This window comes from Limibacillus halophilus (assembly GCF_014191775.1).
GTDB classification, from domain to species: Bacteria; Pseudomonadota; Alphaproteobacteria; order Kiloniellales; family CECT-8803; genus Limibacillus; species Limibacillus halophilus.
The window spans coordinates 121387-141728 of record NZ_JACHXA010000003.1; the positions used below are offsets into that span (position 1 = coordinate 121387).

22 protein-coding genes and 1 tRNA gene are annotated in these 20342 nt (G+C 59.1%); 11 read left to right on the top strand and 12 right to left on the bottom strand.

The genetic code is table 11. The features are described from left to right. Nucleotides 1–128: 128 nt before the first annotated feature. Both FHR98_RS06360 and FHR98_RS06365 read left to right on the top strand, forming a co-directional pair. Nucleotides 129–1454 carry a ferredoxin reductase family protein gene (locus tag FHR98_RS06360; RefSeq protein WP_183415820.1) on the top strand — a complete coding sequence of 442 codons (1326 nt, stop codon included), beginning with the start codon at nt 129–131 and terminating at the stop codon, nt 1452–1454. Between the two features lie 311 nt (nt 1455–1765). Continuing rightward, complete coding sequence (locus tag FHR98_RS06365; protein WP_183415821.1) at nt 1766–2185, top strand: tyrosine-type recombinase/integrase; 420 nt, start codon at nt 1766–1768, stop codon at nt 2183–2185. A 15-nt stretch (nt 2186–2200) separates the two neighbouring features. Here the strand turns inward: FHR98_RS06365 and FHR98_RS06370 are convergent. After that, nucleotides 2201–2277: transfer RNA gene (locus FHR98_RS06370), tRNA-Met, on the bottom strand. Between the two features lie 322 nt (nt 2278–2599). Here FHR98_RS06370 and FHR98_RS06375 point away from each other — a divergent pair. The 6 genes from FHR98_RS06375 (at nt 2600) to FHR98_RS06400 (ending at nt 8144) form a co-directional block, all read left to right on the top strand. Further along, nucleotides 2600–3511, top strand: a complete 912-nt coding sequence (locus tag FHR98_RS06375) for an ABC transporter permease subunit (RefSeq protein ID WP_183415822.1) — start codon at nt 2600–2602, stop codon at nt 3509–3511. A gap of 5 nt (nt 3512–3516) precedes the next feature. After that, complete coding sequence (livM, locus tag FHR98_RS06380; RefSeq protein ID WP_183415823.1) at nt 3517–5082, top strand: high-affinity branched-chain amino acid ABC transporter permease LivM; 1566 nt, start codon at nt 3517–3519, stop codon at nt 5080–5082. Further along, nucleotides 5079–5885 carry an ABC transporter ATP-binding protein gene (locus FHR98_RS06385; RefSeq protein WP_183415824.1) on the top strand — a complete coding sequence of 269 codons (807 nt, stop codon included), beginning with the start codon at nt 5079–5081 and terminating at the stop codon, nt 5883–5885. Before livM ends, FHR98_RS06385 begins: the two co-directional genes overlap by 4 nt. Next, nucleotides 5886–6599 (top strand): ABC transporter ATP-binding protein, encoded by a 714-nt coding sequence (locus FHR98_RS06390; RefSeq protein ID WP_183415825.1) that lies wholly within the window; start codon nt 5886–5888, stop codon nt 6597–6599. Then, complete coding sequence (locus FHR98_RS06395; protein ID WP_183415826.1) at nt 6596–6937, top strand: DUF6867 family protein; 342 nt, start codon at nt 6596–6598, stop codon at nt 6935–6937. The genes FHR98_RS06390 and FHR98_RS06395 overlap by 4 nt, the downstream gene beginning before the upstream one ends. A gap of 88 nt (nt 6938–7025) precedes the next feature. Then, the gene (locus FHR98_RS06400) at nt 7026–8144 is read left to right on the top strand and encodes a branched-chain amino acid ABC transporter substrate-binding protein (protein WP_183415827.1); all 1119 of its coding nucleotides are present in this window, start codon (nt 7026–7028) and stop codon (nt 8142–8144) included. A gap of 86 nt (nt 8145–8230) precedes the next feature. Here the strand turns inward: FHR98_RS06400 and FHR98_RS06405 are convergent, their stop codons facing one another. From FHR98_RS06405 to FHR98_RS06420, 4 genes are all read right to left on the bottom strand, one after another. Continuing rightward, nucleotides 8231–8416, bottom strand: a complete 186-nt coding sequence (locus tag FHR98_RS06405) for a PLDc N-terminal domain-containing protein (RefSeq protein WP_246377543.1) — start codon at nt 8414–8416, stop codon at nt 8231–8233. Between the two features lie 38 nt (nt 8417–8454). Next, nucleotides 8455–8760, bottom strand: a complete 306-nt coding sequence (locus FHR98_RS06410; protein ID WP_183415828.1) for an SCP2 sterol-binding domain-containing protein — start codon at nt 8758–8760, stop codon at nt 8455–8457. Nucleotides 8761–8800: 40 nt separating this feature from the next. Continuing rightward, nucleotides 8801–9952 (bottom strand): tRNA 2-thiouridine(34) synthase MnmA, encoded by a 1152-nt coding sequence (mnmA, locus tag FHR98_RS06415; protein WP_246377546.1) that lies wholly within the window; start codon nt 9950–9952, stop codon nt 8801–8803. A gap of 66 nt (nt 9953–10018) precedes the next feature. Further along, a complete protein-coding gene (locus tag FHR98_RS06420; RefSeq protein ID WP_183415829.1) occupies nt 10019–11377 on the bottom strand; it encodes an alpha/beta hydrolase family protein in 1359 nt (452 codons plus the stop codon). A gap of 175 nt (nt 11378–11552) precedes the next feature. Between FHR98_RS06420 and FHR98_RS06425 the strand changes: the two genes are divergently transcribed. Beyond that, on the top strand, nt 11553–12038 hold the full coding sequence (locus FHR98_RS06425; RefSeq protein WP_183415830.1) for a DUF302 domain-containing protein: 486 nt from the start codon (nt 11553–11555) through the stop codon (nt 12036–12038). A 10-nt stretch (nt 12039–12048) separates the two neighbouring features. On the opposite strand, the gene tenA is transcribed toward FHR98_RS06425, so the two are convergent. The 6 genes from tenA to cysE all read right to left on the bottom strand — a co-directional run bounded on the left by tenA (nt 12049) and on the right by cysE (nt 16858). After that, on the bottom strand, nt 12049–12735 hold the full coding sequence (gene tenA / locus FHR98_RS06430) for a thiaminase II (protein ID WP_183415831.1): 687 nt from the start codon (nt 12733–12735) through the stop codon (nt 12049–12051). 11 nt (nt 12736–12746) lie between these two features. Further along, entirely contained in the window at nt 12747–13079 is a 333-nt protein-coding gene (locus tag FHR98_RS06435) for a ferredoxin family 2Fe-2S iron-sulfur cluster binding protein (protein WP_183415832.1), read from the bottom strand. A 39-nt stretch (nt 13080–13118) separates the two neighbouring features. Next, nucleotides 13119–14312, bottom strand: coding sequence for an aminotransferase class V-fold PLP-dependent enzyme (locus FHR98_RS06440; protein ID WP_322091219.1), 1194 nt, complete (start codon nt 14310–14312; stop codon nt 13119–13121). A gap of 20 nt (nt 14313–14332) precedes the next feature. Next, on the bottom strand, nt 14333–15448 hold the full coding sequence (locus FHR98_RS06445; RefSeq protein ID WP_183415834.1) for a cysteine desulfurase family protein: 1116 nt from the start codon (nt 15446–15448) through the stop codon (nt 14333–14335). A gap of 74 nt (nt 15449–15522) precedes the next feature. Then, nucleotides 15523–16035 (bottom strand): Rrf2 family transcriptional regulator, encoded by a 513-nt coding sequence (locus FHR98_RS06450; protein ID WP_183415835.1) that lies wholly within the window; start codon nt 16033–16035, stop codon nt 15523–15525. 40 nt (nt 16036–16075) lie between these two features. Further along, a complete protein-coding gene (cysE, locus tag FHR98_RS06455) occupies nt 16076–16858 on the bottom strand; it encodes a serine O-acetyltransferase (protein ID WP_183415836.1) in 783 nt (260 codons plus the stop codon). Nucleotides 16859–17076: 218 nt separating this feature from the next. On the opposite strand from cysE, the gene FHR98_RS06460 reads away from it, so the two are divergent. Beyond that, nucleotides 17077–17724 (top strand): alpha/beta hydrolase, encoded by a 648-nt coding sequence (locus FHR98_RS06460; protein WP_183415837.1) that lies wholly within the window; start codon nt 17077–17079, stop codon nt 17722–17724. Here the strand turns inward: FHR98_RS06460 and FHR98_RS06465 are convergent, their stop codons facing one another. Continuing rightward, nucleotides 17725–18858, bottom strand: a complete 1134-nt coding sequence (locus tag FHR98_RS06465; RefSeq protein ID WP_322091220.1) for an anhydro-N-acetylmuramic acid kinase — start codon at nt 18856–18858, stop codon at nt 17725–17727. It lies immediately after the preceding gene. A gap of 156 nt (nt 18859–19014) precedes the next feature. Between FHR98_RS06465 and tyrS the strand changes: the two genes are divergently transcribed. Continuing rightward, entirely contained in the window at nt 19015–20268 is a 1254-nt protein-coding gene (gene tyrS, locus FHR98_RS06470) for a tyrosine--tRNA ligase (protein ID WP_183415838.1), read from the top strand. Nucleotides 20269–20342 lie beyond the last annotated feature (74 nt).

Below are 20342 nucleotides of genomic sequence, written 5' to 3' on the forward strand. Positions count from 1 at the left end.
TTTCATTTTGATCATCCACTGCCGGATACTGGAAACTCTGGATTATGGCTCGACAAGGCAACTCCCTCTCCAGCGTGACCACCTTCGAGGTGGCCAGTCGTGCCCGTCACAATCCGAGAGCAACCTAGATGCCAAGCAGTCTTCTCCTGGCTCTCTATCTCGGAATTGCGGCTGCGCCAGTTGCTCTTGCCTGGATTTCGGACCTTCCCCCAAGACCCTTTCTCGATGATCTGTCGTCCGGGCTGGCCATGACCGCGTATGCGGTCATGCTGATGGAATTCCTCTTGTCAGGACGGTTTCGCTTCGTTTCGAGCAAAATCGGAATCGACCAGACGATGCGGTTCCATCAGCTCTTTGCCCGCACCCTCTTGGTCTTTGTTCTCATCCATCCGTTCATTTACACACTTCCGATCATTGCCAATCCCCCTCCCTGGGATCTTGCCGCCACCGGTTTCCTTAAACTGACAAACATTGGCATCCTCACCGGTATCGCCGGTTGGCTACTCCTGGGAGCACTGGTTCTCACGGCGATGGCGCGTGACGCACTTTCCTACAGCTATGAAACCTGGAGGCTCAGCCATGGCCTGGGCGCCATTCTGGTCGCCGCTCTTGTCGCCATCCATACATTCGATTCAGGCCGCTACAGTGGAACCGGGCCTTTGACGATATATTGGACCGGTCTTCTCGGCATCGCTGCGGTCTCGATGCTGTACGTCTATCTGGTCTCTCCGCTTCTAAAGCTGCTCTCGCCTTTCGAGGTTATCTCGGTCCGGCAAATCGCCGAGAGAACCTGGGAGCTCACGATTGCGCGAAGGGACAGGAGGCCGATCCGGTTCAAGGCCGGTCAGTTCTTCTGGTTGGGCATTACCCGGCATCCGTTCACCCTGAGAGAGAACCCTTTCTCCATTGCATCCGCCCCTGCGAACAACAGGCAGGTTCAGTTTGTCATCAAGGAGCTGGGCGACTTCACCCGTTCGATCTCCCGCATAAGCCCCGGCCAGCGTGCCTGGGTCGATGGTCCTCATGGTGGCCTCAGCCTGCCGGAACCCGATGCTCCGGGTGTAGGTCTCATCGCGGGTGGTGTAGGGATTGCGCCGCTTCTCAGCGTGTTACGCGAGATGAGAGCGCGTGGAGACGAACGGCCTGTCATCTTGCTCTACGGAAACCGGCGCGAGGACCAGATTGTCTATCGAGAAGAACTTGAGAACCTTGCCGCTACGTCGGACCTCAATGTGACACACCTGTTAGGTGAGCCTCCGGATGGTTGGTCCGGGGCAACCGGCCTGGTGGATGCCCAGGTAATCGGAGATATTTTTGGCCAGCGAAAAGGGTCGCAAGGCTGGACGTATCTGCTCTGCGGGCCACCAGCAATGTTGAATGCAGCCGAGGCAGGACTGATGGCTCATGGTGTTCCTGCCAGCCAGATCGTGAGTGAAAGGTTTGTTTACGATTAAGGAGTGGGCTCCATGAATCTGCCCAACCACCGAAAGAACCTGTTGAAGTGGACCATTGTCTCCCTGGCGCTCTTCAGCGTGGCATTGGCTTTTGCCCTTCGGTAATTCTCCAGAACTCTGACAGGACGCGAGCGGCAGATCCGTTGTTGCTGATCAACAGGGCGTGGCCGGAGGATTGCATTGCACGCGCCATCATTCGGATTTTTGAAGTTCCGCACCGGCGGAGCCGCAAGCGGGCTCTGCAACAAGGGTCACGGTTCTGGGAGTCGCTCTTCAAGCCGCTGCGCGAGGCTCTGGGGGCAGGAGCCGAGATGGAGCAGGCACTCATCGCAAAGGGCAAACCAATCGCTTTGACGCTAGCAGTCAATTCGCGCGGGAAGGCCTGGACCGAAGCGGGGCTACGGGCGAGCTGGCGCAAGTTGCGGATCGCGCTCGAGGAGAAGGGGGCGGTTGAACCTGGGCTTACCATCCACGGCCTACGGCACACGGTGGCGACCTTCCTCAAAGAGGCAGGGTGGGACGAGGATACGATCAAGGACCTGCTGGGCCAGAAGGAAATCGCGATGGCGCAGCACTATAGCCGCGACGCTGATCTGCGCCGGAAAATGGAAAAACTGTTGGAAATATGGGACGGCGACGAGGCCAAAATGAGAACGGTTTTGTCAAACCCTGGGAAAAAAGTGTCAAACCTCGCCTTACACAAAAAATTGCAAGGCAAAAAATCACAATGATTCCAGGAACTTCCTTGGTAGCGGGGGAGGGATTCGAACCCCCGACACGCGGATTATGATTCCGCTGCTCTAACCAACTGAGCTACCCCGCCACACGTCAGGAAGTGGCGCTTGATTTATTGGTGCGGGCGGTCTCTGTCAAGCGCTTTACGGACGGGCCAACCGGCCGCCCTCGCCGATCGCCGCCCCTCCCCGCCGGCAATAACCACGGTATCGAGGGCCATCTTGCACGCTTACCAGAGGTCGGGCTCATCTTTTTCACGCTTTTCTGGCAAGAAGCTCCGAATTGGCATTTGCGACCACGCGTTTTTCAGCTAAGAGAATCCATCCACCTGAAACACCCTGCCGCATGAAGCGGGGTTCAGCGACGGATCGCAACGCCGGTTTTAAGCAGGGAGCGGTGCAAGGCGGACCATGGCCTATTTTATGCAGCAGTTGATCAACGGGCTGACGCTCGGTTCGATCTACGGCCTTATCGCCATCGGCTATACGATGGTTTACGGCATCATCGGCATGATCAATTTCGCCCACGGCGAAATCTACATGATCGCGGCCTTCGTGGCGGTTATCGGCTTTACGGTGCTGGCAAGCTTCCAGGCACCCTTGTTGCTGGCGATCCTGATCGTGCTGATCCTCTCCATGCTGATCACAGCGGTCTATGGCTGGACGGTCGAGCGGGTCGCCTACCGGCCGCTGCGCGGGTCGTTCAGGCTGGCGCCGCTGATCTCGGCCATCGGCATGTCGATCTTCCTGCAAAACTACGTCCAGTTGATGCAGGGCGCGCGCAACAAGCCGGTCCCGCCGATGATTCAGGGTGGCTTCACGATCATGCAGGACGGCGACTTCACGGTGCAGCTTTCCTATCTGCAGATCATCATCGTGGTGACCACGGTCGGGCTGATGTATGGCTTTACCAGTTTCATCAACACCACCTCGATCGGACGACAGCAACGCGCCTGCGAACAGGACAAGACCATGTCTGCGTTGCTGGGCGTCAACGTGGACCGCACGGTGTCCCTCACCTTCGTCATGGGCGCGGCCTTGGCCGCCGTCGCCGGTGTCATGGTCACGCTTTACTACGGCGTGGTGGACTTCTACCTAGGCTTTCTGGCGGGCCTGAAGGCCTTCACGGCTGCGGTGCTCGGTGGCATCGGTTCCCTGCCCGGCGCGATGCTCGGTGGGCTCCTGATCGGTCTGATCGAGGCCATGTGGGCCGGATATTTCTCCAGCGAATGGAAGGATGTCGCGGCTTTCTCCATCCTGGTGCTCGTGCTGATCTTCCGGCCGCAAGGGCTGTTGGGCCGGCCCGAGATCGAGAAGGTCTAAGACCCATGGCGCGCCAACCCGTAGAACGTACGCCGCTCGATTTCTCCGAGATCGGTCGGGAACTGGGCCTGACCGCCGTCGTCGGCCTCGGCCTCACCATCCCCCTTCTCAGTTTGAAGACCGTCGATGATGTCGGCGGGTTGCAGATTGTCGGCCGCTGGACGGAAACGGCATTGGTGATCCTGTTGCTGGTTCTGGGTCGCTTCGGGTTGATTTTGCTGCGCGAGACCGGACGCGAAATTCCGGTCGTCCTAGGCGGCGGACTGATGGGCCTTGTCGGCTTGTTGGACCTGCTGCGCAATCAGCTTTCAGCGATGACCGGGGGCGAGCCCTGGGACGGCATTTTCCCGAGCTACACGCTCGCCTTCCTGGCGGGTGCGGGAGGCGCGATTCTGGCCCTGCGCGCCGGGATGCAGCTTTCTCGCCGGTACTCCAACCTGACCCGTGGCGAACGCGATGCGCGGGCCGAAGCACGCGCCGAAACCTTCCGCGGTTTTATCACGCTGCTCGCGGCGTTGGCGGTCGTGATGGCGGTCATCCTGCCCTTCATGCCCTTTTCCAACCGCTATGTGATCGACGTGGCAACCTTGATCGTTACCTACGTGATGCTGGGTTGGGGCCTGAACATCATCGTCGGTTACGCCGGCCTTCTGGACCTTGGGTATGTCGCCTTTTATGCCGTGGGCGCTTACTCCTACGCGCTGGGCGCTCAGTATCTGGGAGTCAGCTTCTGGCTGGCCCTGCCCTTCGCGGGAATTCTAGCGGCCTCCTTTGGCCTGATCCTGGGGTTCCCGGTCCTGCGCCTGCGCGGCGACTACTTCGCGATCGTGACCTTGGGATTCGGTGAGATCGTTCGCATCATTCTGATCAACTGGTACCCGGTGACCAAAGGGCCGGACGGGCTTTCCGGCATTCCCAGACCAGACTTTTTCGGACTGGCCGTCTTCAGCCGCAACGCCATCGACGGCCTGCCTCCATTCCACGAATTTTTCGGGTTGGAGTACGCATCAGAGCATCGCATCTACTTCCTCTATTATCTGATCCTCATCATGGCCTCGCTGGTCGCCATCTTCACGCTGCGAATCAGACGGCTGCCCATCGGGCGCGCGTGGGAAGCCCTGCGCGAGGACGACATCGCCTGTGCTTCACTGGGCATCAACCGCACGACGATCAAGCTTGCCGCCTTTGCTATTTCGGCAGCCTGGGGCGGCCTCGCCGGTGCTTTCTTCGCAACGCGGCAGGGTTTCATCAGTCCAGAGAGCTTCACCTTTATCGAGAGTGCGATCATCCTGGCCATCGTCGTGATGGGCGGCATGGGCTCGCTGGTGGGTATCGCCTGCGCCGCGATCCTCTTGATTGGCCTGCCGGAAGTGTTTCGAGAACTGGCCGAGTACCGGATGGTGGCCTTTGGCGCGGGCTTGGTCTTCATCATGATCTGGCGGCCGCAAGGCTTGCTGTCGCATCGAGAGCCATCTGTTCTGTTACACGGCAAGGACGGTAGAGGCGGCATGAAACCTGCCGCTGATCCGGCGGCGGCCCTGGCCGAGGCGACGAAGGAGTCCGCCTCATGAACCGGGATCTGCTGACAGTCGAGCATCTGACCATGCGATTCGGCGGCCTGGTCGCCGTCGATGACGTGGAGTTTGTTGCCCGCGATCGCGAAATCACCGCGGTCATAGGACCCAACGGGGCCGGCAAAACCACGGTCTTCAACTGCCTGACCGGTTTTTACCAGCCGACGGTCGGGCGGTTGACCCTGACCCACGAGGACGGCCAGCAGTTCCTTCTGGAACGGTTGGAGGCCTATCGCATCGGCCGCGATGCCCGCGTTGCCCGTACCTTCCAGAATATCCGACTCTTCCCGCGCATGACGGTCCTGGAGAACCTTCTGGTCGCTCAGCACACCAACTTGATGCGGGCCAGTGCCTTTTCAGTGGCCGGGCTGTTTGGACTGCCCGGGTACAAGAAAGCTGAAAAGAAGGCGATCGAGAAAGCGCGCTACTATCTCGACCGGACGGGCCTGACGCCGGTTGCCGACTGGCAGGCAGGCAACCTTCCCTACGGCGCTCAACGGCGCCTGGAAATCGCGCGTTCCATGTGCACCGACCCGGTCTTGCTTTGCCTCGACGAGCCTGCTGCGGGCTTGAATCCCCGTGAGTCCGCCGAGCTGAATCAGTTGCTTTTGCAGCTGCGCAACGAACAGGATATCGGTGTGCTTTTGATCGAACATGACATGAGCGTCGTCATGCAGATTTCCGACCATGTGATCGTGCTGGACTACGGCAAGAAGATCGCCGACGGTACGGCTCAGGAAGTGCAATCGGACCCCAAGGTCATTGCCGCCTATTTGGGCGAGGAAGAGGAGGCGCTTTAGATGCTGAGCGTCAAGGGCGTCCACACATTCTATGGCGCGATCGAAGCTCTAAAGGGCGTCGATGTCGAGGTTGCCGAGGGCGAGATCGTGACCCTGATCGGTGCCAACGGCGCTGGCAAGTCGACGCTGCTAATGACGATCTGCGGTGTCACCAAAGCGCGGCGCGGAACGGTTTCTTTCACGGGCAAGGACATTACTGGCAAGCGCACCGACGAGATCGTCCGCCATGGCATCGCCTGCGCGCCGGAAGGCAGGCGGATTTTCCCGCGCATGACCGTGCGAGAGAACCTGCAAATGGGCGCGCTGACGTCCGATCCGGCGCGTTACGATCATAACCTGGAAGTCGCTTACACTCTTTTCCCGCGCTTGAAAGAGCGCGAGAACCAACGCGGCGGCACGCTGTCTGGTGGCGAACAGCAGATGCTGGCCATCGGGCGGGCGCTGATGAGCGAACCGCGCCTTTTGCTGCTGGACGAGCCGTCCCTCGGCTTGGCGCCGCTGGTGGTCAAACAGATTTTCGAGGCCATCCGTCAGATCAATGCGGAGCGCCGCATGACGGTCTTGCTTGTGGAACAAAACGCCCACCATGCCTTGCGGCTCGCCAACCGGGGTTATGTTCTTGTAACTGGCCAGATCACCTTGACCGGAACCGGCAAGGAGTTGCTGGAGAATCCCGAAGTGAAGGCGGCCTACCTAGAAGGAGGCCACGCATGAGCGCGATCTTCTCACAGTCTCTGCCTGTCTTCATCGTATTGACCGCCGCTTTCGGGATTTGTGCTTGGCTTTCCGGCCAGGCAATGGCTAACGGATGGCGGCCTCTTTGGGTGGCGCTTTTCTATGCGGGTTTGATAGCGTTGGCGCATCGCTTTTTGCTGTTTGCGCTTCGCGACGCAAGCCTGCTGGATTTCCTGGGTTTCGTACTTTCTTTGATATTTTTCTGTGCGATCGCTTGGTTCGCCTATCGCAAACGCCGGGCCGATCGCATGGTTTCGCAATATCCGTGGCTCTATCAGCGCGCTGGGTTAATCGGGTGGCGCGCGCTACGGGACTAGCTTTGGTGGAGGCATGCCGCCAAAGGGGCGACCCCCTGGGTTTGTGGGGCGCCGTTACTTGCAGGGAGATCAAGAGGAGACTCCACCCATGAAGAAGATTCTACTCTCTACAGCCGCTGCTGCCATCTTCGCCCTTGTGGCCCAGAGCGCGAACGCGGAGATCAAAATCGCCACCGCCGGTCCGATGACCGGTCAGTATGCCTCCTTCGGCGAGCAGATGCAGAAAGGCGCCGAGGCGGCCGTTCGTGACATCAACGCGGCCGGCGGGATTTTGGGCGAACAGCTTTCGCTGTCCGTAGGTGATGACCGCTGCGATCCTAAGGAAGCAGTGGCCGTGGCCAACAAGTTCGTGAACGACGGTGTCGTTTTCGTTGCCGGTCACTTCTGTTCCGGTTCCTCGATCCCGGCTTCCGCCGTTTACAACGAGGAAGGCATCATTCAGATATCGCCAGCCTCGACCAACCCAAAGCTGACGGAACAGGGTTTTTCGAACGTGTTCCGCACTTGCGGTCGTGACGACCAGCAGGGTGATTACGCCGGCGCTTGGCTCGGCAGGCACTATATCGGCAAGAAGGTTGCCTTCGCGCACGACAAGCAGGCCTACTCCAAGGGACTTGCCGATCTGACGCTGGCCGCCTTCGAGAAGGCCGGCGGCAAAGCCGTTCTCGTCGAGACCGTCAACCCCGGCGAACGCGACTATTCTGCGTTCGTGACAAAGCTGAAAGCCGCTGGCATCGATGCCCTCTACTATGGTGGTTACCACACCGAGTTGGGCCTAATTTCCCGGCAGATGCGTGAACAGGGCCTCAACGCCCAGATCCTGTCGGGCGATGCGCTCAACACGTTGGAGTTCTGGTCCATCACCGGCGATGCCGGCGAAGGTCTGCTTTTCACCTTCGCGCCGGACCCGCGCGCAAAACCGGAAGCCAAGGAGATCGTCGATCGCTTCAAGGCCGAGGGTTATGATCCCGAGGGTTACACGCTGTACACCTACGCCGCCATTCAGGCTTGGGCAGCAGCCGCTACCGCAGCCGGTTCACTGGACAACGCGGCCATTGAAGCCAAGCTCCGGGAATTGGACTTCTCTACGGTCATCGGGCCGCTCAATTTCAACGAATTGGGCGATCGTACGACGGCTGACTATACCTGGTACGAATGGACCAAGGGCAACTACGTAGAGGTGGGTGACGTCGCCCCCAAAATGTAAGTTTGTCAAAGGCCATGTGCCTGAAAAGGAAAGGCCCGGCGGAAAGCCGGGCCTTTCTCTTTTGATAAAGCCTTGAACCGTTTGTCTCACACCTTCCGCGGGCCGAACAGGAGCCAGGCAAGGAACCCGAGGAACGGAAAGACCAACAAAACGACGATCCAGATAACCTTACCCCCCATGGAGGCGTTGGACTGGACGATATGCAATCCCGCCCAAACGATCAGAACCAGAAGGATCAGACCAAATACACCTACGAATTCCATCCCCATCATCGCTTTCATTCCCTTCCCGGCGCGGTATTAGAATAGGCTTAATCTTCAAGCAGTGCTGCGACCTTCAATGCAACGCCCATCGACCCCTCTACCTTAAGCTTTCCCATCATGAAAGCCACATTGGGATCGAGATCGCCGCCAATGAGCTTCCGGGCATTTTCGAGAGAAAGGCGCAGCGTCGTGTCGGCATCCCCGCTAAGTCCGTTCTCTATGATAGCGGTTGTACCTGTCCCATCCCAGGACACCGCGCCATCATCACCAAGATCGAAGTTTACTTTGTAGCCAAGAGGCGGGTTCTGGTTAGCCACGGCACGTAGCTTGTCGATGATCGGCTCTAGACCCATTGCATTCATTCCCCCTGATGGCCGGGCCGCCACCGCAGGCTTAAGCGACTTCCTGGTTGCGCAGTTCGCTACCAACTATCCAGCCGCCGCCAAGCACCTGACTCCCGTCATAGAGAACTGCCGCCTGGCCGGGCGCGATACCATGCTGGGGCTCAACCAAGTCAATGACGGCGCCGCCACCCGGACTCGCCATCACCCGTGCAGCGGCGGCCGGTTGGGCCGAACGCAGTTTTACCTGGCAACTCCGGCCTTCCTGCCCCAAGGGGCGTCCATCCAGCCAATTCAATTCCTTCACGAAGACCCGATCGCGCGCCAGGGCCGATTTTGGTCCGACGACCACCCGCGCCGCTTGCGCGTCTATAGCCACGACATAGAGCGGATCGGCGGTACCGCCGATCCCAATTCCGCGGCGCTGCCCGATTGTGAAATTGATGATGCCCTCATGGTGCCCCAGCACTTGCCCTTTCAGGTCGACAATCTCGCCCGGGTCCAAGGCGCCGGGACGTAAGCGTGAGACCACCTGCGCATAAGACCCATTGGGGACAAAGCAAATATCCTGACTGTCCGGCTTCGCCGCGACCGGCAGGTTCAATTCCTCGGCCAGTTTACGCGTTTCGCTTTTGGGAAGACCGCCAAGCGGAAAGCGCAGAAAATCCAACTGCTCAGGCGTTGTCGCAAACAGGAAGTAGCTTTGATCCCGGCTATCGTCCTCGGCTTGATGAAGCTCAGTTCCGCTGACGCCCGCCTCGCGCCGTACATAGTGACCGGTGGCCAAAGCCGCCGCACCCAACTCTTTCGCCGTGGAAAGCAGATCCCGAAACTTAACCGTCTGATTGCAACGCACACAGGGAATCGGCGTTTCACCGCGCATGTAGCTGTCGGCAAAATCCTCGATCACCGATTCCGAAAAACGGCTCTCGTAATCCAGTACGTAGTGCGGGATACCGATTGTCTCGGCAACACGGCGCGCATCATAGATGTCCTGACCCGCGCAGCAGGCACCCTTGCGTTGAACGGCGGCGCCGTGATCGTAAAGCTGCAAGGTGATGCCCACCACGTCGTAGCCCTCGCGCTTCAACAACGCGGCAGCAACCGAAGAGTCGACGCCACCCGACATGGCGACCACAACACGCGTGTCGGCGGGAGCGCCCGGCAATCCCAGGCTGTTGGTTGATTCAAGGCTACGCATCATGAGGCGGAATATAGGCACGGCAGCGCAAAACGCAAATCCCGTTGCGTAGCAGCCCGAGTCATATCCCTATAAATGCTTGATTCGTTGCAAGAACTGGAAGAACGGCTGCGGCGCGGCAGGCAACCCAAGATAAGCGGTGAAGTGGCCCTGTGGTCGGATTGTGACGTTCTCGTCCGGCAAGCGCCAGTCGCGCGCCAGCGCACGGCCTTCGGAAATTGGCATGATCTCGTCTTCAACACCCAACAGCATGAAGATTCGCTCCGGCGGCAGCGGCGCATCACGTTCCGGCTCGACCAGCGGCGCATAGCGGCGCAGCAGGTCGTCCGTCCAACCGGCCTTGGCCAGACGTTCGGGCAGGCGCATTTCCCCGGCAAGGCGCCCCCCCATCTTCAAAGTTGAAACCCGCCCACTGACCACCATCAACATCAAGGCATCCGGCTTGTAGGCATCGGGCCAGTGGCGTGATGCGCAAGCTAGTTTCTGGGCTGTCAGTCCACCCAAGCTTACACCGGCCAGCCCTACCGGGCCGCCGCCCTGCCCCCGCGCCCAGGCAATCAAGAGCGCAGCCTCGAGCAGATGGCGGCTGATATAATTGATAAAGCCGAAGGGGCCTGTCGAAAGCACCTCCTCGCCGCCGAATGTGCCGGGAGCCCGGCGACGGCCATGTCCGGGGCCTTCGGCTCGAATCAGCCGAAAGCCCTGTTTGACCGCTAACATCGCCGCATCGTTGAATCCCGCCCAAAAATCCGTCTCCATGGAAATACCGTGGAGAAAAACCAAGGTAGGTGGATCAACAGCATCAACAGGCTCTATGACCCGGGCCCAGAGCGGTGCGCCGTCGTTTTCGGACTGGCCTTCCGCAGTTATCCAGCGATGTCGGACACCGCCCTCGATCATGCTGTGGGTCTGCCGCAATTTGGCAGTTGCTTGCGTGGGGTCCAGGAAGCGTACCGGGTCGGCCGCCGCTCCGTCGAAGGACGTTCCTAACTTTTCCGGGGTTGCTATATCCCAAGACAAGGGCGGCAACCGCCCCAACAGCTTGAGCGGCAGAAAAAGGCTACGGGCGTTCATGAAGCGGTCGGCTGCGCCCATGCGTGCCGCTTCCAGCGCTACTAAGTCGATGCTTGCGGCGTCAGCGCCAAAAAACCCTTCCTGCCAACGCCGGTCCGCGCCGACCCATTCGTGGCGCTGCTCCTCGGCCCTTCCCAGCAACAACGCCAACCCACGCTCCCAACCGGGACCTGGCGGCAGGGGCTTGCCGATTCCTGCGACGTAGTCGGCAGGGTCATAATCCACGGCCTCCGCGAGGCTCCAGGCACGCGACAAGGGCTGAAACCAGTCCAGAATTCCGCGCAGTGTCAGACGATCGAACCAGGGCCGGAAGACGAAAGGCTCAACACGCTCCGCCTGCCTTAACAATTTCATCGCTCGCTCGGCAGCACTCCGCATCGAATACGCGCCCCCTAAAATTCGCGACTTACCGACTTCACCCACTTGTGACTCGCCGTGTTCGGCTTGACCTTTGCCCGCGCTGGATACGACCCCTAAGGTTGCCGTCTGGCCTATTTTGCACAGATGGCCTGCCCGATGGGAGGCAAAGATGAGATTTCCGAAACTTACGATACTGACTTTGGCTTGGCTGTTGGTCGCGATAGTAGCGCCTAGAGCCGATGAACCGGCATGGCCCCGGAACTGGGTCGTGATTTCCACACCCCATAGCTATGGCGCTCTCGTCGAGCGTTTCAACGATGCCGTGGCCGAGCAGCAAATGGGGATCGTGTCTCGGGCCAGCGCCACCGTCGGCGTCAAGAAGCTCCTTGACGAGGATATACCCGGCAACATGGTCATAGGCGTCTACCGTCCCGATTTCGCCAAGCGCATGCTGGCGGCCTCGATCCCGGCGGGTATCGAAGCGCCGATCCGTTTCTACATTACCGAGAACAGCGATGGGACGGCGACGCTCAGCTACGCTCCTCCCAGTGAGGTTTTTGCGCCCTACGACGACGGCGGTGTAGCACTCGATGATCTGGCGCGCGAACTTGATGTCATCTTCAAAGCAATCGCGGAAAAGGCGACGGCCGGATAGCTTCGCCACTTCATCGGGCGGCGGCGTCCAGACCCATCTGCCAGAAACCCACCTCTAACCGGGTGGCGGCCGCGAATGTTTCCTGAATCGTCGCCCAGCGAAGGTTCGCCGTCGGGCGATCACCCAAGCGATCGCTGGCAACACGTTCGATCTGCGCAGCTGCCGCGGCCGCAATCTCCTGGTACTCCACACCACCATAGGTCTCAATCCAGGAGCGATAGGGGTTGGCTGCCAGTGTGGCGCTACTATCGGCGAGCAAACGCGAACCGATTTCGCCATAACCGACTACACAGGGCGCCAATGCCACTAACAGATCCAGTAGGTCTCCGGCCAGACCACGCTCCAGGACAAAACGCGTATAGGCCATGTTGGCAGGGTGCTCGACGGTGGCTTCCAACGCCTTTGCATCTATTCCCCACCCTGCCGCCAAATCGACATGCAGCAGCATCTCATGATTAAGGAGACCATCCAGGGTCGCAACGGCTGCCCGCATATCAGAAAGAGTTTCGCTTTTATAGACCGCCAGAGCGTAAGCGCGCGCGAAATGCTTCAGGAACAGATAGTCCTGCGCCAGATAAAATCGAAATGCCTCGATCTCGAGCGTCCCTGCCGCGAGCGCACGAACAAAAGAATGGTTGGTATAGGCTGCCCAGTCATCGCGGCAGTTGGCCTTCAATTCCTCAAACAGTGCCGCCACTGACAGCGGTCCTACTCGAAAAGCATATTGCGGGTTTCGGCGGGCAGCTTGACCGTCAGGCCATCAAGATCATCATTCATGATGATCTGGCAGCCCAGGCGAGAGGTTTCAGTAAGACCGAAAGCGAGATCGAGCATATCCTCTTCATCTTCGGAAGCATCTTCCAACTTGGTATACCAATCGGCTTCCAGGATGACGTGGCAGGTGGAACAGGCGAGCGAGCCTTCACAAGCACCTTCGATATCGACGTCATTGCGGTGCGCTATCTCCAGCACCGATAGGCCAACCGGCGCATCGACTTCCTTGCGATTTCCATCCCGCTCGATGAAGACCATCTTCGGCATACTCTCGAAACTCCTCTTCACGATAACCTTTGTTTGCTTCTATTCCGCCGCACCCTGGCGTTTCTGCGCCCGCAGCGCCCGCACCGCGTCCGAAAGCGTCGCCACGGCAAAATCTACGTCGACTTCACTCGTGAAACGGCCCAGGGCCAAACGCATCGACTGGCGTGACTGCGCTTCGTCCAAACCCAGCGCACCCAATACATAAGACGGCTCGACTTCCGCCGAACTGCAAGCGGACCCCGTTGAAAACGCCAAGTCGGGGACAGCGGCAATTAGCGATTGAGCATTAACACCTGCGAACCGGAGATTGAGATTGCCCGCGATCCGCTGGTCCCACTCGCCATTGACCGTTACACCTTCAACGCGCGCCCTTAAACCATCGAGCAGGCGCGCGCGCAAGGCCGAAACACGGGCATTGTCGCTCTCCCGCTCCTCACCGGCGATGCGACAAGCCTCACCGAAACCTATGCAGAGCGGCGCCGGCAGTGTTCCGGATCGCAACCCACGCTCTTGCCCACCGCCGTCGAACAAGGGCTCCAGGCGAACACGTGGGCGGCGGCGCACGTAAAGCGCCCCCATACCTTTGGGACCATAGATTTTATGGCTGGACAGGCTCAATAGGTCGATCTGCATGGCTTCCATGTCCAATGCGATGCGTCCTGCAGCCTGTGCGGCGTCGCTGTGAAACAGGACACCGCGCGCACGGCAAAGCGCGCCAATCCGGGCCAAAGGCTGTATCACGCCCGTTTCGTTGTTTACCGCCATCACGCAAACCAGAGCGGTTTTGGATTCCAGGGCCAGGGCGAGCTTGTCCATATCAACCAAGCCGCTGGGAAGAACCGGCAGATAGGTGGCGCGAAAACCTTCACGCTCGAGCGCGCGAACGGACTCCAACACACACTTATGCTCGGTTGCCAGGGTGACTATGTGATCGAGCCCCTTGTGCCGCCTCAAGAAGCGTGCGGCTCCCTTGATCGCAAGATTGTTCGCCTCAGTTGCGCCCGACGTAAAAATCACCTCGCGAGGGTCAGCGCCGATCAAGGCGGCGACCTGCTCGCGCGCCTCCTCGACGGCGGCGGCGACTGCCCTGCCAGGGCTGTGCTCGACACTGTGAGGATTGGCAAAGAACTCCGTGAAATAGGGCTCCATCGCCTTGAAAACTCTCGGATCGAGGGGCGTTGTGGCTTGATAGTCCAGATACACCGGCGTTTTAGGCGTATTGTCCTTTGTCACTTTGGATTTTGTTTCCATGTTCAAGCCGCAGCCCGACTGCGGTCATAAAGCGCAAGCCATGCTTTAAGGAATCGCGGTAAGTCCTCCGCCTGACTGTTCCAACCCAAGCTGATCCGAATTGCCGAGGCGGCAGCATCGGGTTCGACGCCCATTGCGCGCAGAACATGAGAGGGTGTTACCTTGCCGGAAGAACAAGCCGAGCCGGCGCTGACGGCAAAACCTGCCAAATCCATCGCCATCACTTGTGTTTCAGCAGGCAATCGCGGCACGCCTAGACAAATCGTGTTTGCAACTCTGGGCGCGCCGTCGCCATAAATCACGGCCTCCGGCGCTTCTGCCAGAACAGCATCCTCAAAAGCCTGCCGCCAGGCTCCCAAGCGGTCCATCGCGTCCTGACGACCCTGCTCGGCCTCCCTGGCCGCGGCAGCAAAGCCTACGATACCAATTAGGTTCTCGGTTCCGGCACGACGGCGGCGCTCCTGGCCGCCTCCGCGCACCAATGGGGTCACACTGAGTCCGTCGCGCTGTATCAACAAGCCACAACCCGCCGGACCACCGATCTTATGTGCAGAGAGCGATAGGAGGTCGACACCAAGCTCGCTGAAGGAAAGTCGAAGCTTTCCGGCAGCCTGCACGGCATCGCAATGCACGAGAGCGCCAACGCTCTTTGCCAAGGCCACGACGTCTTCCAGGGGTTGAACAACGCCGGTCTCATTGTTGACCAGCATTACGGAAACCATCGCTGGCGTCGGCTTGCGGCTCAGACGCGCAGCCAACCACTCGAGATCGACCAAGCCGTTCTCACACAAGGGGATGATTTCGGCGTCGGCGCAAGACTGCAGCAGCGAATCATGCTCGCCGGCGGAAAGCAGGATCGGGCCCTGCTTCGCAGTCAGTAATGCCTGGTTGTTCGCTTCGGTCGCGCCGGAGGTAAAAACAAGCTGCCCGCTGCCCGCTCCAAACAAGTGCGCCAGATCCTGGCGCGCGTCATCCAAAAGGCCTCGCGCCTTGCGGCCAAACCCATGCACGGACGATGCGTTGCCGCAAACTTCCAACGCCGCCAGCACCGCTGATCGGGCTGCAGGCCGCAATGGCGAGGTTGCATTGTGGTCCAAATAGGTCGCTGCTGCTTTCATCGTCGTCCAGGTCAAAGATCCGCGTGGAAGGCTCCAGTTAAAAAAAATCGCTGATTGCGATGCCGGATAGGACTTTATCGGGAAGCCACCAGTTTATCCGACTCCAAATCGGCGCCTCTGTCGTGGCTTACTTTGTCGAGAGCAGCTGGAAATCTGTCCAGACCACTTGTACCTAGAACGCGGCGATTGACAATGTCGGCAACCGAGACGGAGGAAAGATACAGGTAGATCTGATTTCCGAGTTCTTCCCATAGATCGTGTGTCAGACATCGACTTTGATTGCCGCGGCAACCGTAAGGTTGGCCCGGCATGCAGCGCGTCGCGCGAATTGGCTCATCAACGGCCATTATTATGTCGGAGATACGGGTCTCGGCGGCAGGCCGGGCGAGTAGATAGCCGCCGCCAGGACCACGTACGGAAGTGACGAGATTGGCCCGACGCAGTTTGGCGAATAGCTGCTCCAGGTAGGACAAGGATATCTCCTGCCGTTCGGCGATATCCGCCAGGGTGATGGGCTTGCCAATAGATTCGCAAGCCAAGTCGACCAACGCCATGACGGCATAACGACCTTTCGTACTCAATCTCATTTTCCCTACCTCCTAGCGATCCGAAGAAACATGGAGGGCGTCAGCACTTACCGCCGCTTGCGGTCGCCTCGTGTTCCTCTCCGGGGCTGCCGACCGCAGGTGTCCCGGTCGTATTTTGCCCCTTCTCCTCGACGATGTTCTCAAGCTCGTCCAATCGGCCACGCAATCGCGTGACTTCGTCCATCAGTCCCTCCAATGCACGTGCTACCGGGTCGGGCAAGTCACCAACGGGCGTACCATAGGCAACAAAGGGAGCAGGATCGGCCGAACGGCCGGCCTGGGCCACGACCTTAGCCGGAATACCAACCACTGTGACGTTGTTCCCCACATCCTTGGTAACCACGGCGTTCGCGCCCACACGCGCACAGTTACCCACGGTCACGGGCCCGAGCACCTGTGCGCCGGACCCGACAATCACGTTGTTGAGCAGCGTTGGGTGTCGCTTTTGGTTACGCTGTGCATCACTGTCCACCGACGGTGCGACGCCACCCAGAGTAACACCTTGATAAAGCGTCACGTCGTCGCCGATTTCAGCCGTCTCACCAATAACCACGCCCATTCCGTGGTCGATGAAAAACCGACGACCGATGCGCGCACCTGGATGAATCTCGATCCCGGTAAGAAAGCGGGCCACGGCCGTGATCCAACGCCCCAACAGGTGTAACCTCCGCTCCCAGAACCAGTGAGCGAGGCGATACATCATCGTGGCCTGGAAACCCGGATAACAAAGCACTACCTCAAGGGCAGACTTCGCCGCGGGGTCGCGGGCGAGACTTGAATCGATTTCTTCTTTAAGAGACTTGAGAAAGCCCTTGCTTGCCATGCTACACTCCGCCGCCTATTAAACCACTGCCTATCGGCCCCACACATCACCATGTGGTGGCCGATGAGCTGATCGAACAGGTACCAAACTGCAGAAAACCTACCTGTCCAGTCAAGTATTGCACAGCGACCCGCCTGAAAAAGGCTCGCAATACCATACTGTAAGAGTCAGATATTTGTTCGATGATGGTCAATGTAAAGCTGAGGTAATGCGACAATATGCCTGATGTGATCATAAATGGGCCGGAAGGCCGCCTCGAAGGCCGCTACTTGCACAATCGGGAAGCCAATGCGCCGGTCGCAATTATTTTGCACCCGCACCCGCAGCACGGCGGAACGATGAACAACAAGGTGGCCTATCACCTGTTCCACACATTCGCCAAGCAAGGCTTCTCAGTCCTGCGGTTCAATTTCCGCGGTGTCGGCCGAAGCCAGGGCGTCTATGACCGTGGCGAGGGTGAATTGTCGGATGCGGCTTCTGCGTTGGATTGGTTGCAGACAATCAATCCGAACGCACGCGCTTGCTGGGTCGCAGGCTTTTCATTCGGAGCATGGATTGGCATGCAGCTATTGATGCGGCGGCCAGAGATCGAAGGCTTCGTCTCGGTCGCGCCGCCGGCGAACATGTACGATTTCACCTTCCTGGCTCCCTGTCCCTCTTCCGGGCTGATCGTCCAGGGCCAGAAGGACGAGTTGGTGCCGGAACCCTCGGTCGCGAAGCTGGTGCAGAAATTACAGGCACAGCGAGGCATTGCCATCGACTACCGGGTGATTCCCGACGCCGACCACTTCTTCAAGGATCAAATGGAGCTGCTCTGCGAGCACGTGGCCGATCATGTCGACAAACGCAGGGCTGCGGCCGCCTGATTACCCGGACGTTGGCTTTTGATACCCGGGCGGCAGGTGCAGTTGGCCGCCCGTGGTAGGTGAAGCAACCCCCGTCGTTCCCGGGAAGGTCAAAGGCTGTTTCGCCAGAGATCGGAGTGCGAGATACCCAAAGGCCTGGGCCTCGATGGCATCGCCATCCCAGCCGACCGCCTCGACAGGATCGACGGCGGTGCCCAAACATTCTTTTAGCGCGTCCATCATGAAACCGTTATGACGCCCGCCGCCGCAGATCAGCCACCGCAGTGGTGTCTGCGGAAGCCAGGCAGCAGCCTTGGCGACGGCGGCGACTGTGAAGGCCGTCAATGTCGCTGCCCCTTCGTCTAGCGAATGACCGTTCACGCCATCAACCTGGAAACTGTTCCTGTCTAACGACTTGGGTGGCCTCTGTTTGAAGAATTCATGCTGTAACCAGGTTGCCAGCAAGCTTTCGTCGACCTTGCCACGCCGGGCCAGCAACCCATCCTTATCGTAGTTACCCGCATTGAAACCAAAGACCCAGTCATCGATCAGCGCGTTCCCCGGTCCGGTATCGAACGCCAGCAGATTGTCCCCTGCCCGGCTGTTTTCCTCGGGCTCTCCGATCCAGGTGACATTGGCGACACCACCGATATTCAACACCGCCAACGGCTTTGGAAGCCCGGCTGCCAAGGCCGCATGAAATACCGGAACGAGCGGCGCGCCCTGGCCACCGGCATCAACATCTGCCGTGCGCAGTTCGTTGACGACGGGTATGCCCGTCAGGGTCGCCAACAGATGACCATCGCCGATCTGCCGGGTCACACCGTCTTCTGGCGCGTGAAACAGCGTCTGGCCGTGAAACCCGATAACCGAAACCTCTGACGCCTTCAACTCGGCTCTGTCCAACAGGCTGGAAACGGCTTCGGCATGACGCATGGTAAGAAGCATCTCAACTGCATCAACCTCATCGCTGGAATCTCGGCGTCCCAGGAGGCGGCGCAGGCGCTGTCTAAAGGCCTTGTCGTAGGGAATGCTTAACCTTGGCCCGGCTTCTACAACCGTCAAACCGTCGCTGCGGATGAGCGCTGCGTCGATACCGTCGAGCGAGGTCCCGCTCATCATGCCGATGGCCCATTGGGTCTTTGTTTGATTCACTTTCGAAGTTCCTTTGCCCCAAGGCCATCAATGATGATACCGGCATCAATTGTGAAACAGCCTGCTTTGTGATACCAGAGCCGCCCGTCCATACGGAAGTGCAATACAATCGGTGCCCGGATCGGAGCCACCTTCTTACGACGAGCGAACCAAACCATGACCGACGTAAAATCCGACTTTCTGCGCGAAGCCCAGCGAAGGGGCTTTATTCATCAATGCACGGACCTGGAGGGTCTGGATAGCCTGCTGAGCAAAGGCGTTGTAACGGCTTATATCGGTTTCGATTGCACCGCGGATTCCCTCCACGCCGGCTCTTTGCTTCCGATCATGCTCTTGCGCCTGCTGCAACAGACCGGACATCGACCAATTGTCCTCATGGGTGGTGGCACGTCACGTATCGGCGATCCGTCGGGGCGCGACGAAGCGCGAATGCTGCTGACGGACGAGCAAATCGCCAGCAACATGATCGGTATAAAACGGGTATTCGAGAACTTCCTCACCTTCGGCGACGGTCCGACCGATGCCGTCATGGTCAACAACAACGACTGGCTGAGTGAGATAAACTACATCGATTTTCTGCGGGACTTCGGGCGGCATTTCTCCGTGAACCGGATGTTGAGCTTCGACTCGGTTAAGCTGCGCCTGGATCGGGAGCAGTCCCTGACCTTCCTGGAATTCAACTACATGATCCTGCAGGCCTACGACTTTCTTCAGCTTTCACGCAGTCACAGCTGCCGTCTGCAGATGGGCGGCTCCGACCAATGGGGAAACATCGTCAATGGCGTCGAGCTCAGTCGCCGGGTGGATGGTGCGGAAGTCTTCGGATTGACCAATCCTTTGCTGACCACTTCTTCCGGCGCCAAAATGGGCAAGACCGCCCAGGGCGCCGTTTGGCTGAATGAAGAGCGGCTCTCCAACTACGACTACTGGCAGTACTGGCGTAATACCGAAGATGGCGACGTGGGTCGTTTCCTGCGCCTTTTCACCGAAATTCCGGAAAAAGAGATTGCCAGGCTAGAGGCGCTTGAAGGCGCCGAACTGAACGAGGCCAAAAAGATACTGGCCACGGCGGCCACGGCGTTGTGCCGCGGTGAGGAAAATGCGACGCGCGCCGCAGAAACCGCTCGCCAGACCTTCGAGCAGGGTGCGCTTGCTCAGGACCTGCCAACCATCGATATTGCCCGTAGCGAGCTAGAACAGGGTATTGCTGCATTCGAACTCTTTCGTCGTGCAGGACTTGCGGCATCGAACGGCGAAGCGCGGCGCCTCATCAAACAGGGCGGCGCACGTTTAAACGACGAAAAGATTGAAGACGAGACGCTTCAAATCACCTCCGATGCTCTGACACCCGATGGCGTTATCAAGCTATCGGCAGGCCGCAAACGGCACGCGCTGATCAAAACGCAGTAAGGGCCGTCACCCGCTTTCAAAGGTGCTGCCGACTCCTGCCACGATCCGCTAAACTGTCACAAGCGGTAAGAGGC

Excerpts from the sequence above, each read along its gene's own strand:
- FHR98_RS06385 (WP_183415824.1), top strand. The coding sequence starts at position 5,079 with ATGAACCGGGATCTGCTGACAGTCGAGCATCTGACCATGCGATTCGGC.
- FHR98_RS06410 (WP_183415828.1), bottom strand. The coding sequence starts at position 8,760 with ATGGGTCTAGAGCCGATCATCGACAAGCTACGTGCCGTGGCTAACCAG.
- livM (WP_183415823.1), top strand. The coding sequence starts at position 3,517 with ATGGCGCGCCAACCCGTAGAACGTACGCCGCTCGATTTCTCCGAGATC.
- FHR98_RS06365 (WP_183415821.1), top strand. The coding sequence starts at position 1,766 with ATGGAGCAGGCACTCATCGCAAAGGGCAAACCAATCGCTTTGACGCTA.
- FHR98_RS06425 (WP_183415830.1), top strand. The coding sequence starts at position 11,553 with ATGAGATTTCCGAAACTTACGATACTGACTTTGGCTTGGCTGTTGGTC.
- FHR98_RS06420 (WP_183415829.1), bottom strand. The coding sequence starts at position 11,377 with ATGAAATTGTTAAGGCAGGCGGAGCGTGTTGAGCCTTTCGTCTTCCGG.
- FHR98_RS06445 (WP_183415834.1), bottom strand. The coding sequence starts at position 15,448 with ATGAAAGCAGCAGCGACCTATTTGGACCACAATGCAACCTCGCCATTG.
- FHR98_RS06460 (WP_183415837.1), top strand. The coding sequence starts at position 17,077 with ATGCCTGATGTGATCATAAATGGGCCGGAAGGCCGCCTCGAAGGCCGC.
- FHR98_RS06390 (WP_183415825.1), top strand. The coding sequence starts at position 5,886 with ATGCTGAGCGTCAAGGGCGTCCACACATTCTATGGCGCGATCGAAGCT.
- FHR98_RS06400 (WP_183415827.1), top strand. The coding sequence starts at position 7,026 with ATGAAGAAGATTCTACTCTCTACAGCCGCTGCTGCCATCTTCGCCCTT.
- FHR98_RS06435 (WP_183415832.1), bottom strand. The coding sequence starts at position 13,079 with ATGCCGAAGATGGTCTTCATCGAGCGGGATGGAAATCGCAAGGAAGTC.
- FHR98_RS06375 (WP_183415822.1), top strand. The coding sequence starts at position 2,600 with ATGGCCTATTTTATGCAGCAGTTGATCAACGGGCTGACGCTCGGTTCG.
- FHR98_RS06405 (WP_246377543.1), bottom strand. The coding sequence starts at position 8,416 with ATGATGGGGATGGAATTCGTAGGTGTATTTGGTCTGATCCTTCTGGTT.
- cysE (WP_183415836.1), bottom strand. The coding sequence starts at position 16,858 with ATGGCAAGCAAGGGCTTTCTCAAGTCTCTTAAAGAAGAAATCGATTCA.
- mnmA (WP_246377546.1), bottom strand. The coding sequence starts at position 9,952 with ATGATGCGTAGCCTTGAATCAACCAACAGCCTGGGATTGCCGGGCGCT.
- FHR98_RS06450 (WP_183415835.1), bottom strand. The coding sequence starts at position 16,035 with ATGAGATTGAGTACGAAAGGTCGTTATGCCGTCATGGCGTTGGTCGAC.
- tyrS (WP_183415838.1), top strand. The coding sequence starts at position 19,015 with ATGACCGACGTAAAATCCGACTTTCTGCGCGAAGCCCAGCGAAGGGGC.
- FHR98_RS06360 (WP_183415820.1), top strand. The coding sequence starts at position 129 with ATGCCAAGCAGTCTTCTCCTGGCTCTCTATCTCGGAATTGCGGCTGCG.
- FHR98_RS06395 (WP_183415826.1), top strand. The coding sequence starts at position 6,596 with ATGAGCGCGATCTTCTCACAGTCTCTGCCTGTCTTCATCGTATTGACC.